11 protein-coding genes are annotated in these 12023 nt (G+C 62.7%); 8 read left to right on the top strand and 3 right to left on the bottom strand.

Annotated elements, in window-relative coordinates; translation table 11 throughout:
- Positions 1-68 precede the first annotated feature (68 nt).
- Positions 69-1418 (top strand): class-II fumarase/aspartase family protein, encoded by a 1350-nt coding sequence (locus AC1DYR_RS00635; protein WP_477703391.1) that lies wholly within the window; start codon positions 69-71, stop codon positions 1416-1418.
- Between the two features lie 18 nt (positions 1419-1436).
- Positions 1437-2411, top strand: coding sequence for a tripartite tricarboxylate transporter substrate-binding protein (locus AC1DYR_RS00630; protein WP_477703390.1), 975 nt, complete (start codon positions 1437-1439; stop codon positions 2409-2411).
- A 204-nt stretch (positions 2412-2615) separates the two neighbouring features.
- Here AC1DYR_RS00630 and AC1DYR_RS00625 read toward each other — a convergent pair whose 3' ends face one another.
- On the bottom strand, positions 2616-4328 hold the full coding sequence (locus tag AC1DYR_RS00625) for a hypothetical protein (protein WP_477703389.1): 1713 nt from the start codon (positions 4326-4328) through the stop codon (positions 2616-2618).
- 708 nt (positions 4329-5036) lie between these two features.
- On the opposite strand from AC1DYR_RS00625, the gene AC1DYR_RS00620 reads away from it, so the two are divergent.
- Positions 5037-5363, top strand: a complete 327-nt coding sequence (locus AC1DYR_RS00620) for a helix-turn-helix domain-containing protein (protein ID WP_477703388.1) — start codon at positions 5037-5039, stop codon at positions 5361-5363.
- Positions 5364-5366: 3 nt separating this feature from the next.
- A complete protein-coding gene (locus AC1DYR_RS00615) occupies positions 5367-6707 on the top strand; it encodes a type II toxin-antitoxin system HipA family toxin (protein WP_477703387.1) in 1341 nt (446 codons plus the stop codon).
- Here AC1DYR_RS00615 and AC1DYR_RS00610 read toward each other — a convergent pair.
- Positions 6700-7467, bottom strand: coding sequence for a glutathione peroxidase (locus AC1DYR_RS00610; protein WP_477703386.1), 768 nt, complete (start codon positions 7465-7467; stop codon positions 6700-6702). The two genes, AC1DYR_RS00615 and AC1DYR_RS00610, sit on opposite strands and share 8 nt — an antisense overlap.
- 244 nt (positions 7468-7711) lie before the next feature.
- Between AC1DYR_RS00610 and AC1DYR_RS00605 the strand changes: the two genes are divergently transcribed.
- Positions 7712-8164, top strand: a complete 453-nt coding sequence (locus AC1DYR_RS00605) for a DUF2721 domain-containing protein (protein WP_477703385.1) — start codon at positions 7712-7714, stop codon at positions 8162-8164.
- 384 nt (positions 8165-8548) lie between these two features.
- Positions 8549-9103, top strand: coding sequence for a hypothetical protein (locus AC1DYR_RS00600; RefSeq protein ID WP_477703384.1), 555 nt, complete (start codon positions 8549-8551; stop codon positions 9101-9103).
- A gap of 3 nt (positions 9104-9106) precedes the next feature.
- Here the strand turns inward: AC1DYR_RS00600 and AC1DYR_RS00595 are convergent, their stop codons facing one another.
- Complete coding sequence (locus AC1DYR_RS00595) at positions 9107-10090, bottom strand: LysR family transcriptional regulator (RefSeq protein WP_477704105.1); 984 nt, start codon at positions 10088-10090, stop codon at positions 9107-9109.
- A 91-nt stretch (positions 10091-10181) separates the two neighbouring features.
- On the opposite strand from AC1DYR_RS00595, the gene AC1DYR_RS00590 reads away from it, so the two are divergent.
- Positions 10182-11594 (top strand): acyclic terpene utilization AtuA family protein, encoded by a 1413-nt coding sequence (locus AC1DYR_RS00590; RefSeq protein WP_477704104.1) that lies wholly within the window; start codon positions 10182-10184, stop codon positions 11592-11594.
- A complete protein-coding gene (locus tag AC1DYR_RS00585; protein WP_477703383.1) occupies positions 11591-11962 on the top strand; it encodes an AtuA-related protein in 372 nt (123 codons plus the stop codon). The genes AC1DYR_RS00590 and AC1DYR_RS00585 overlap by 4 nt, the downstream gene beginning before the upstream one ends.
- Positions 11963-12023 lie beyond the last annotated feature (61 nt).

The raw sequence follows: 12023 nt of genomic DNA, 5'->3' as shown, positions 1-12023 counted from the left end.
TGAGACATCATATTGGATACAGTTTGTTTCACCTAGCAACATTTGTGGCAACGCAAAGGGCCTGACGAATGAACCAGCTCTTCAGTGATTTGCATGACGGCGGGGCCATCGCGGGCATTTTTTCGGAGCGGAATTTTGTCGACCGCTGCCTTCGTTTCGAGCGTGAACTTGCCGCTGTGCAGGCTGAACTGGGTGTGATTCCTCAGGATGCGGCTGATGAAATCTGTCGCGTTGCCCACGTCGAAAACATCGATTTTTCGCAGCTCAGGCAGAAGACGCGCCTGGTCGGCTTGCCCGTGGTGGGGCTGGTGAACCGGGTGGTCAACCTGTGCCGCTGTGACCTGGGCCAGTATGTTCACTATGGCGCAACGACCCAGGACGTGATGGATTGCGCACTGGCGCTCCAGATGCAGGAAGCGTTCGGACTGATCGGCGATTCGCTGGCGCAGTTTTCGGGGGCGCTGGGTGCATTGGCCACGGCCCACCAGCGCACCATCCAGGCCGGACGGACCAATCAGCAGCATGCGTTGCCCGTCACGTTCGGCTTCAAGGCTGCGGTCTGGAATTCCGGCGTGCTGCGGCAGATGGACAGGCTTGCACAGGCTGTGCCGCGCGTGGCGACCGGGCAGCTGGGTGGCGCCGTGGGGACGCTCGCTTCGTTCTCCGGCGCGGGGCATGAAACACGCCGGCGCCTGATGCAAAAGCTGGGCTTGAACGAACCGGACATTGCGTGGCACTGTATGCGTGACGGCCCGGCCGAGGCGGTGCTTCTTTTGTCGCAGATCGCTGCGACGCTCGGAAAGATCGGCCGGGACCTGCTGATGCTTTCCAGCACGGAAGTCGGTGAAGTGGCTTTTGCCGCCGGCAGGGGCGCCAGCAGCACCATGCCGCAGAAAAACAATCCGGTCGCGGCGTCGTCCGTCGTCGCTCTTTCGAGAATGCTGTTCCACACGGCCCCGATGATGCTGGACGCGGCGCAGGTGGAGAACGAAAGGTCGCTGGACGCCTGGTATGTCGAGCTGCATGCAGTGCCGCTGTGCTTCTCCCTGATGGGAGCCCTTCTGGCGCAGGCCACGACCATGCTGGACGAGCTGGTGGTGGACTCCGCCAGGATGGCGCGCAACGTTGCCCTCACAGACGGGGCGATCGTCACCGAGACCGTGCAGATGGCGCTGGCCAGGCGCACCGGCCTGAACCGCGCGCATGAACTGGTTACCCGTGCCTGCCAGAAGTCCAGGGTGGAGGGCGTATCGATAGCGGCTGCCCTGGTGGGCTTGCAGTGCGGGCTGGACGAAGCCGCAGTGAATGCGCTGCTCGACGTGAACGAACACCTGTCTTTTGGTGCGCGCGAGGTGGACGCATCGCGCAGGCCGCCGCCAGCCGCCGAAGGCCCGGCAACGCAATCCGCATCCGTTTAACCAACCCGAGGGGGATTTATGACCAGAGCCATCTGCATTGCCTTCATGTTCACCTTCTGCGCTGCGTCCGTGTGCGCTCAGGATGCCTATCCCACCAAACCGGTCACCCTCATCGTGCCCTTTGCGGCCGGGGGGCCCATGGACAAACTGGCCAGAGAGCTTGCCGTGCCCATGCAGGCCCAGCTGCGCCAGCCGGTCGTTGTCCAGAATCTGTCCGGCGCCGGCGGCAACCTCGGCACGGTCATCGCCATGCGGGCACCAGCCGATGGCCATACGCTGCTGATGGGGCACATCGGCATGGCGACTTCACCGGCGCTGTACCGGAACCTGGGCTTCAAACCGGATGTGGATTTCGCGCCGCTGGGAGTGGTGGTCGATACGCCCCTGGTGCTGGTTGCACGGCCGCAGGTGCCTGCGGACTCCTTGGTGAGCCTGATCCGGTGGATGGCCCGGCAGCCGCAGGTGAGGCTCGCGCACGCCGGTGTGGGCTCGTCATCGCACCTGTGTGGCTTGCTGCTCCAGTCTTCATTGAAAGTCAGCATTACGACCGTGCCCTACCGCGGCAGCGCGCCCGCAGTGGCAGACCTGCTTGGCGGGCATGTGGACATGATCTGTGACCCCACCCCTACGACGGTCGGCCATATCCAGGCCGGCAAGCTCAAGGCAATTGCCGTGACCTCCGCCAAACCCCTTACCGGCACGTCGCTCGCCGCAGTTCCGACCATGGCACGGTTCGGCATTTCGGGTGTCGAGCTCAGCATCTGGTTTGCCCTTTACGCGCCGAAGGACACGCCGCCGCACATCCAGCAGCGGCTCAACGATGTGCTGCGGGTGGCCATGAAAACACCTGCCTTCAGGCAGGCGCAAATTGCATCAGGCATACAGATCGTGGAGGATGACCGTGCCACGCTGGGCGGGCACCGCAGCTTTCTGGGCAACGAAATTGCCCGGTGGGGGCCCATCATCAAGGCAGCCGGTGTTTATGCCGACTAGCGGCAGAGCAAAAGCGCTGGTAGCCGCGTCCGCATTGACTTTACGAGAGACGGCGGTCCCCCTAAACACAATGTTTAGTCCCTCAAAACACAACAACTCGCCCCTCTAAGCACGATCCGATGGTTACTCAGCTGAGGTCGAGCTTTATCCGCGTTGGGAACGGCAGAGGCGAAGGCGCTACTGCGCCGGCCCGCAACGCCGGTCTCAGATGTCGCCACGCGGGCTCCAGCCAACGCCCGTGCGCGCGTGCGCGGCGGCTTCGGGCGAGATCGACTCCAGTAAGGGCAGCATGGCCTCGAAGGTTTCCTTACAGACGGCCTTGCGGTAAACCTCATCGTCGGACTGGCTATAGCCGCAGGACTTGATCACAGTCTTCAGGGCACGCCCCGCGTCTTCGGGGAACAGGGGTGCCCGCTGGATGAACTGCTCCCGGAACAGGGCGTGGTACTTGCGGAACAGGCCCTCATGGTGAATGTACGCGGCGATGCGCCCTAGTTGATGCAGGGCCACGGCAGGTTCTTGTGAAAGCAATCTCTGGACGAAGGGTTCCAGGCGCATCTCGAAAGTGCGCACGAGCCGATGGTCCGGCGCTGCAGCAATGTGGCGGTTACGCATGCTGCCCTGCTTGTCCTCTAGTACTTCTAGCGACCGGCTCATCTCCCAGACAGCATGGCCGACGGTGGAGAACAGATCGTCTCGGTCCCGTTCGCGGTCCCGTTCCATCAATTGCACGCGATCCAGCTTTAGCGTGACCCATTCGTCGAAGAGTTTGTGCGCCTCTTTCGCCGCAGCGGGATCGGTCGTCTCCCCGTAGAACGCAACTTGCGCGATCAAGCGCAGGCGGCGATCGAGTTCGCGTTCGGGCAGCCGGCGCACCAGTTCCAACGCTCGTGCGGGCAGGGTGGCCCAGTAGGCATCCGCGGGGTTGCCATACCAGAGCAGCTGGTGGATGGATTGCAGCACCTCGTCGTCGGGCATGCCCACATCGGGCGCGATCCAATCCGCTAGCAGTCGGCAAGACGCGTCCATCACCCGCTCGAGCACTGCCGCCGGCTCGCCCGTGAGCCGGGAGCGCTGGAACGACGAATACTGGATCGATTGGCGCAGCAGCACCGCCGCGAACGCAGACCGGTGCAGCCGCAGGGCCCGGGCCAGCTGGTAGGCGAGCTCGGGTGCCTCGTGTAGGTCCAGCGTGCTGAAGCTATTCGCCTTGCCGTGGCGCGCCTTCTGTTCGTCGACGATGTGCAGGGCCGCCTGCATGTCCTCCTGCGTCAACTCCAGCAGCAGTGGCCAGCATTGCTTGCGCAGATGATTGGTGCCGTCAGGCAGTGTGTAGTTCTTGTGTTCGTAGTTTCGATCGATGCAGCGCATGGCTGCATCCATGCGCCGGCGCGCCGAGACCCGTGGGCTCGCCATGCAGCTCGTCGTCAAGGCCGCCAAACGATCCTGGAGTGACCTCTTGCCCCAGGACACCCCCACATGAAGCGGCAACACGCGCAGGAAGTCCACGACCCCCAGCAATACATCTTCATTCCCCGGCTGCACGGACGAGCGCAGGAACGCGATGCAACGCCACTGCGACCAGGCCCCAATGCGGTTCTCCACGGCGTTGATGCCACGTCCGACCACCGCCATAGTCTGAATCCACGCGACGAGCAGCGGGTGCGGTTTGGGGCCGGGCATCCAGTGGTAGCGCAGCTCGAAGGAGGCTCCCATGCAGGTTGCGAAGATATTGGGTTGGGCGATCAACCGGTGCCAGTGCGACTCGTACCAGTCTGCGAGGGCGAGCAGACAGCACTGTTCCGGCTCGGTGCAGAGTGCGAACAGCCGGTCGCGTTTCTCAGCGAGCTGGCGGCGCTCGTTCTCGTTGGCGATGGAACGGGGGATGAACGCCTGCTTTGGGAGAAGGGTGGGCATGCGTCGATTTTGCCGCATGCTCGCCGACCGAGACCGATGCGAGCCGGAAGGGTGCAGCAGGAATCGAATAAGGCCCTCCGCGCCCTGTCGGTGTATCTCGCCCAGGTCACCTGTCTGACGATGGCCGAGCAGGTGCTAGCAGGTCTGGATGGTCGGCCAGCCGTGTTGTCCCTGCGGTTCATGCGCTGTCGCGAGGAGTACCGGCGTGATGCGAGACGTGCCTCTGAGATCGGCTACGTCTCCCATTCGACAACCTCCGCTACTGGCCGATTTCTGAAGTCTAGCCTTGGATCTGGGGAACAGCTACCCACCAAGATGGGATCGCCGGCCGCTTACGGTTCAGTCCCATTTGCGGTAGTTCTTCAGCGCAGGTAGTTTGCGGGGGGGGGCAAGGCGCCTTGACCCAAAGCGACCACCCTGAAACGCAACGGCTATTGGGTGAGACCTTGTGTCGAGGGCGAAGCCCTGAGGCAGGAAATGCATGGAGTTATCCACACGCGCCTGGTTAAGGAATGGTTAAGAGAGGTTAGCTGTGGATGCTGTCAATGCATGCATGTGGCGGCGCGACAGGAATTAAAAAAGAAGCCAGTCTCTTGACAAACAATATTTAACTATTGTTTTTGTATAAAACGCTAGTTTGGTATTGATTGATGGGGCTTGATTAGATAAAATACTATCGTTTTAATAAGAAACGATATTTATCTATCTATGAAGACATTGTCTGAAGTTGCTGCCAGCCTGGAAAGCCAGCGCCAGCGCCTGGGGCTGGATTACCAGGCCGTTGCCGAAAGCACGGGGCTGACGCCTTTGTCGGTGCGCAGCATCCTGCAGGGCAAGACGGCGCCGCGCGTGACCACGCTGATGGCCATTGCCGACCAGCTTGGGCTGGAGGTGCTGCTGCTGCCCAAGGTGGTGGCTGCAGGGCTGCAGTCACAAGCTGCCGAAGGGCCGGCTCCGGCCTTGTCGCGGGTGGACCGCATCGTGGCCGAAACTTCCCAGCTCGCTGGGGCAAACATCAAGAACGTCAGGCCCTGATCCATGAACGTTCTGGCGCTCGATATTTATATCGGCAGCTTGCGTGCCGGCCTGCTGTTCCAGTACGGCACGGGCAGCAGTGCGCTCACGCGTTTCATTCCAGACGAGGTTTTTTGGTCCAACCCGGATTCGCCGGTGTTCTCCTGGGCCACCACCGACGACGACCCGCAGCGCCGTGAGATTTTCTGGCGCAGTTATGTGAACACGCCATTCTTCAATGCCGAAGGCGGGCGCCTGCCGGCCTTCTTCCAGAACCTGCTGCCCGAAGGGCCGTTGCGCCGCCACCTGGAGCAATTGCGCGGTTGCGGGCCGAACGACCATTTCGACATGCTGGCCGCCTGCGGCACAGACTTGCCGGGCAATGTGTATGCCTATCCCGCGCACCTGGATGCCGATGCGCTGGCAGGGGTGGTGACACAGCACAACGATGCGCTCGAAATGTCCGTCACGGCCGACCCCTTGCCCGACGCGACATCGCTGTCAGGCGTGCAGCCCAAGCTGGCGCTGGTGCAGCAGCCGGGCCGCTACGTGGCGCGCACCCGCGACGCGCAAGGCACCCACATCATCGCCAAGCTGCCCACGGCAGAATTTGCCCTGTTGCCCGAAGTGGAAGAGCTTTCCCTGCGGCTGGCGCGGGCAGCGGGCGTGAACGTCTGTGAGGCCTGGCTGGCGCCCATGGACGACATCGTCGCCGAGCAACCCTTTGTGCTTGGAGAAAGCCGGCATTTCCTCGCCGTCAAGCGCTTTGACCGCGGGCCTGAGGGCCACATTCATTGCGAAGACTTTGCGCAGATCCTGCGCATCCAGCCAGAAGAAAAATACACGCATCCCGCCGCAACCTACGCCGCCATGGCCCGGACTTTGCGCGAAGGCATGAGTCTGGATGCGCACCTGGGTGAGGACGCCGCAGAAGAATTGATCCGCCGCGTGATGGTCAATGAAATGCTCGGCAACTATGACGCCCACGTCAAAAACTTTGGCGTGGTCTACCGTGACGGCCGCACACCCGAGTTGTCTCCGGCCTACGACGTGGTGGCCTACGCGGCCTACCTGGGCGGCAGGGGCCATGCGCTGCGCTTTGTGCCCGGTGGTGAAAAGCAGGCCAGGCTGACCGCCAAAACGCTGCGCAGTTTTTGCAACGCCACGGGCATGTTTGAAACGCGCGTGCGCGGCGTGCTCAATGAAGCAGTGGGAAAAGCGTGTGAGTCATGGCCGCAGATGATTGCCGCCAGTTCGCTGCTCGAGCGGCAAAAGCAGAACCTGCTCAAGCACTTTGACGCCTGCGAAGCGGTGGTCAGCTGGCGCGCCCGGCGCAGGGCGAAAGTGCTGCAGCCGGCTAGCTGAGAAACTGGCGTGGTTCCGGCTCTGGTCGGGACTTTTCCAACCAGGCTTGCAGGTCCTCCGACCCGCCGATTTTTCTGCCGCCCACAAACACCTGGGGTGTGGTGCCGGCACCTGCCACCGCATTGAGCGTGCTGGTGGTGATGCCCTGGCCCAGGGTGATCTCCTCGTAGCTAAGGCCCGCTTCATCCAGCATGGCCTTGGCCCTGGCGCAAAACGGACAGCCGGGTTTGGTGAAGAGGGTGACGGGTTCGGGCGCCACCGCGTTCGGGGCGACATACCCGAGCATGGTGTCGGCGTCCGACACCTCAAACGGGTCGCCGTCCTTTTCAGGTTCAATGAACATCTTCTCGACCACGCCGTCCCGCACCAGCATGGAATAACGCCAGGAGCGCTTGCCGAAGCCGAGATCGCTCTTGTCGACCAGCATGCCCATACCTTTGGAGAAGTCGCCGTTGCCGTCCGGGATCAGGGTGATATTGCCGGCCTCCTGCGCCTTGCCCCATTCGTTCATCACAAAGGCGTCATTGACCGAGAAGCAGACCACGTCGTCAATGCCATGGGCCTTGAAGGTATTGGCCAGCGCATTAAAGCGCGGCAAATGGGTGGAAGAGCAGGTGGGCGTGTAGGCGCCGGGCAGCGAAAAAACCACGACGTTTTTGCCAGCAAACAGGTCGGCCGTTTTCACGTCGACCCACTGGTCGTTCTGGCGTGTCTTGAAGGTGACGTCAGGGACGCGCTGTCCCTCGTTGTTGGGGAGCATGGGAAATCCTTTGGCTGGTATGTGTGTGGGGGAGCGGTGTGGCAGGGCTCTTGATCTAAAAATCAGGGTGCCGATGTCGGTCGCAGCCTTGCCGTCTGATTCATTGTGGAGAGCGTCAACGGCAGGACATGTCGGACAGCGACGACATCTGTGTAGGGCATCGTCAGCAAGGCAGGCGACCGGCAGGCCTGCTGGCCTGATGTTTGCATGACAATACCCATTTCATGAACCCCCGGAGCCCCGCATGAACTTTGCGCCCGACCTTGCGACGGTCACCCACGGTATTCAACTTGCAGTGGCGCCGGTGTTTTTGCTCACCGCGGTGTCGGGCATGATCGCCGCCGTCGCCGGACGGCTGGCCCGCATCATCGACCGCGCGCGTTTCCTGGAGAACCGGCTGGAGACCGGCGGCGTGGAAGAGGCCCGCGCGCAGCGCATGTATGCCGAACTGCGCGAGTTGCGCCAGCGCGGCTGGCTGGTCAACATCTGCATCGCCTTTCTGACCTTTTGCGCCATGCTGATCGGCACCACCATCATCCTGCTGTTTTTGGGTGAGACCAGCGAGTTGCCGACCCTGCGCATTGCCACTGTCTGTTTTTTGTCGGGCGTGGTGTGCTTTCTTTTCGCGCTGGTTTGTTTCCTGGCTGAAACGCTGCTGGCCACACGCCTGCTCAAGTTTGCTGAACCGAAAAAATAGCGCGGTGGTTTGAGGTTTGATTGTTTTGCAGGTCTTAAATGCCTGCAGGCCAATTGGAACGGGCGCGAACGGCTATAAAAAATATAGCACTCGGGTTTTTCTCCTGTCGTAATTGTGGCCGGCAGAAAACGCCAGACTTCCAGATACGTGACAACGTATGACTGTGAAACAGCTTGTTTCCTTACATCCCCATGCTGTGTTTTGCCGCCAGAATTGTGCAGCTCTGCGTGTAGCGGCACGCCCGTGTGGACGTGCCCGCAGAGTGCAACGCGGCAGGTGAATGCCCTGTCAACGGCAACCGCAGGCCGCCGTTGAAAAAGGGACACTGTGCACTTGTTGCCTGTGCCCGGCGAGCCCTGAACAGAAAACCACTGGAGAACCACGATGACAACAACACACACACCGAAAACAGGTTTGCGCCTGTCCAGCCGTAGCCTGGCACTTTTGATGGCCGGCGCACTGATGTGCTCCGCAAGCTTTGCCGAGAAACCCGAATGGGCCGGCGGCGGCAAGAACAAGGACAAGGGTGGCAAGCACAGCCAGGTGGAGCAGTCAGACCAGGACGACCATGGCGGCGGCAAAAAAGACAAAGGCAACAAGAAGCACCGCGAAGACGTCAGGGTCGGCGGCTATTTTGTTCCCGAGCAGCGCGTAGTGCTGCAGGACTACTACGGCAAGCAATTCAAGTCCGGCCATTGCCCTCCGGGCCTTGCCAAGAAAAACAACGGCTGCATGCCCCCGGGCCAGGCCAAAAAGTACGCCATCGGGCAACCGCTGCCTGCGGGCGTGGTGTATTACCCGGTGCCTGCATCGGTGGTGGTGCGGCTTGGCCCTCCGCCCTCAGGCCACAAGTATGTGCGCGTCGCCACCGACATCCTGCTGATTGCGCTGGGCACCAGCATGGTGGTGGATGCCGTCCAGGACCTGGGTTCGCTCTAGGTTCTAAGGCTTTCCGGGCTTGCGGTGCTTCGGCTGCGGCCCGGGTTGCCATGCCTTCATGCGTTCCATGACCAGGTCGTGCAATGCCTGCGCCGCCACCGAAAGGCTGCCTTCCTGCCGGCGCACGGCATAAATCTTTCGTGACAGGCCAGGCGTGGCCAGCGGCCGCGTCAGCAGGTTTTTTCGCTCAAAGTGAAAGAGCGTGAGCGCCGGCACCACGCTGATGCCGATGCCTGCCTCGACCATGCCGGTCACTGTTGCCAGCTGGTCCACTTCCAGCACCGTATGGGTCTGCAACGGGTGCAGCGCCGCGTCCAGCGCCTGTCGCACGCTGCTGTTGCGCGACATATGGATAAACGGGTAGGCTGCCAGTTTCTTCAGCGTCAGCACTTTTTCTGCGGCCAGGGGATGGTCCGTGCGGCAGACCAGGTGAAAACGGTCGGTGCACAGGAGCTGCGTAGTCAGGCCCGCATGCGTGGCGCCTGTTGAGGCAAGCGCGAAGTCGGCCTTGCCGCTGCGCACCAGCTCAATGCAGGCGTCCGACAGCAGGTCACTGAGGTTCAGCTCAATGCCGGGCCAGGCCTGCCCGAACTCCGCAAAAATGGAAGGCAGCCAGCCCGCCGCGAGGGAGGGTAGGGCTGCCACATGCACGCGTCCCTTGCGGCGCTCGACGTGGTCGCTCAGTTCACCCATCGCGGCGCTGAAGTCACCCAGCAATTGCCGCGCTGGCGCTTCAAACAATCTACCTTCCGCTGTCAGCTGTACGCTGCGCGTGTCGCGGTCAAACAGCCGGGTGTTCAGCTCCGTTTCCAGTGTCTGGATCAGCGCGCTGAACGCAGGCTGCGACAGGTGGCAGGCGGCCGCGGCCCGGGTAAAGCTGCTCAGCTCCGCCAGCGCCAGGAATGCCCGCAGCTGGCGCGTGGACAGGTTGGGGCTGCGTGCAGGCAGGCGGGCCGTATTTTTCGGGGCGGTGATGGGCGCGACCATTAATCTGTTTTTCAAGTCAATCAATAGGAATTTTGCATTTTACAAATAAAAGGCCAGGGCTTAAATTCGTGGCATTCAACGCTTGGCCATGATGACCTCTACCGCCCTCGCTCCCGACACCGCCGCACCGCCCGCCAACCTGCTGATTGGTTGCGCGGCCGGCTTTTCGGGTGACCGTGTGGACGCGGCCGGTCCGGTGGTGGACACCCTGATCGCGCGGGGCGGGCCGGCTTTTTTGATTTTCGAGACGCTGGCCGAACGCACGCTGGCGCTGGCGCAATTGCGCCGCCGCGCCGACCCCGGCGCCGGCTTTGAGCCGCTGCTGGACGACATGCTGCGCCCCGTGCTGGCGCGCTGCCTGCAGCACCACATCCGCATCGTCAGCAACTTCGGCGCGGCCAACCCGATGGGCGCGGCGCGGCATATTCAGGCCATGGCCCGGGAGCTGGGTTTGCCTGCACCGCGTATTGCGGTGGTCGAAGGTGATGACCTCTCGGAAGAACGGCACCGCGAGCTGCTGCGTACCCAATTGGGCAACGCGATGGACGGCATCCGCATGGTCAGTGCCAACGCCTACATTGGCGCTGAAGCGATTGCCGCTGCGCTGGACGCCGGCGCGCAAATTGTGGTGGCCGGCCGCGTGGCCGATCCATCGCTCGCGGTCGGGCCTGCCATGTCGCACTTTGGCTGGCGTGCCGACGACTGGGACCGACTGGCGCGCGCCACCATGGCAGGCCATTTGCTGGAATGCGGGGCGCAGGTTTGCGGCGGCTATTTTGCGGACCCCGGCTACAAGGACGTTCCCGATTTGCACGCCGTCGGTTACCCGATTGCTGAAATCAGCGCCGACGGCAACTGCATCATCGGCAAGGCGGCCAACACCGGCGGGCTGGTGAACCTTGCCAGCGTCAAGGAGCAGTTGTTGTATGAAGTGCATGACCCCGCCGCCTACCTCACACCCGACGTGGTGGCGGACATCAGCGCAGCGCAGATTGAGCAGGCCGGCCCGAACCGTGTGGCGCTGAGCGGCGTGCGCGGTCATGCCCGGCCACCCAGCCTGAAGGTCAACCTTTGCCATGAGGGCGGGTGGCTGGCCGAAGGTGAAATCTCTTACGCCGGCCCGCGCGCCGAAGCCCGCGCCCGGCTGGCCGCCGATGTGCTGCGCCGGCGCCTGCCATCCCTGGCGCTGCGGGTAGACCTGATAGGCGCACTCAGCGTCATGGGTGACGATGCCGGCAACCTGCTGGCCGTAACACCGGCCGGCGATGCGCGCGATGTACGCCTGCGCGTGGCCGCCACACACACTGACCGCCTTGAGGCCGAGCGGCTGACGCGGGAAGTCACCGCCCTGTACTGCTGCGGCCCAGCCGGCGGCGGCGGCGTGCGCACGGCACTGACACCAAGGCTCAACACCTTGCCCTGCCTGGTGCCCCGAGACGCTGTGAAGGTGTCATTCAGGATGCTCGATACCGCAGCGCTGGCTACCGCAGGGGAGGCCGCATGAGCCAGGCCATGATCACGGTGCCGCTGTACCGCGCCGCGCACGGTCGAACGGGCGACAAAGGCAACCGGTCCAACATCAGCGTGATTGCCTGGCACCCGGACCTTTATTCCGTGCTGCGGGCGCAGGTGACGGAAGCCGCCGTGGCGCGCCACTTCGTCCACCGCAAGCCCAGCCGTGTGCAGCGGTTTGAACTGCCTTTGCTGGGCGCCCTGAACTTTGTGCTCGACGACGTGCTCGACGGCGGCGTGAATGACGCGCTCAACCTCGACACGCACGGCAAGTCGCTTTCATTCTGGCTGCTGGATTTACCCATCGAGGTGCCCGTAGCGCTCGCAGGCCTGCTGGCCGGGGGAGACCACGCTTTTTAACGGAACCGATTCACCAGGACACCAAGACGAGATCAACAACGTCAGACCCGCCACATCACAA

Source organism: Polaromonas sp. P1_F9, assembly GCF_056405615.1.
Note: the sequence above shows the minus strand (reverse complement) of the source record. Positions and strands in the feature narration are given on the sequence as shown.

What these genes read in the sequence shown, in the direction of transcription:
- AC1DYR_RS00635 (WP_477703391.1), top strand. Translation starts at nt 69, where the DNA reads ATGAACCAGCTCTTCAGTGATTTGCATGACGGCGGGGCCATCGCGGGC.
- AC1DYR_RS00630 (WP_477703390.1), top strand. Translation starts at nt 1,437, where the DNA reads ATGACCAGAGCCATCTGCATTGCCTTCATGTTCACCTTCTGCGCTGCG.
- AC1DYR_RS00625 (WP_477703389.1), bottom strand. Translation starts at nt 4,328, where the DNA reads ATGCCCACCCTTCTCCCAAAGCAGGCGTTCATCCCCCGTTCCATCGCC.
- AC1DYR_RS00620 (WP_477703388.1), top strand. Translation starts at nt 5,037, where the DNA reads ATGAAGACATTGTCTGAAGTTGCTGCCAGCCTGGAAAGCCAGCGCCAG.
- AC1DYR_RS00615 (WP_477703387.1), top strand. Translation starts at nt 5,367, where the DNA reads ATGAACGTTCTGGCGCTCGATATTTATATCGGCAGCTTGCGTGCCGGC.
- AC1DYR_RS00610 (WP_477703386.1), bottom strand. Translation starts at nt 7,467, where the DNA reads ATGCTCCCCAACAACGAGGGACAGCGCGTCCCTGACGTCACCTTCAAG.
- AC1DYR_RS00605 (WP_477703385.1), top strand. Translation starts at nt 7,712, where the DNA reads ATGAACTTTGCGCCCGACCTTGCGACGGTCACCCACGGTATTCAACTT.
- AC1DYR_RS00600 (WP_477703384.1), top strand. Translation starts at nt 8,549, where the DNA reads ATGACAACAACACACACACCGAAAACAGGTTTGCGCCTGTCCAGCCGT.
- AC1DYR_RS00595 (WP_477704105.1), bottom strand. Translation starts at nt 10,090, where the DNA reads ATGGTCGCGCCCATCACCGCCCCGAAAAATACGGCCCGCCTGCCTGCA.
- AC1DYR_RS00590 (WP_477704104.1), top strand. Translation starts at nt 10,182, where the DNA reads ATGACCTCTACCGCCCTCGCTCCCGACACCGCCGCACCGCCCGCCAAC.
- AC1DYR_RS00585 (WP_477703383.1), top strand. Translation starts at nt 11,591, where the DNA reads ATGAGCCAGGCCATGATCACGGTGCCGCTGTACCGCGCCGCGCACGGT.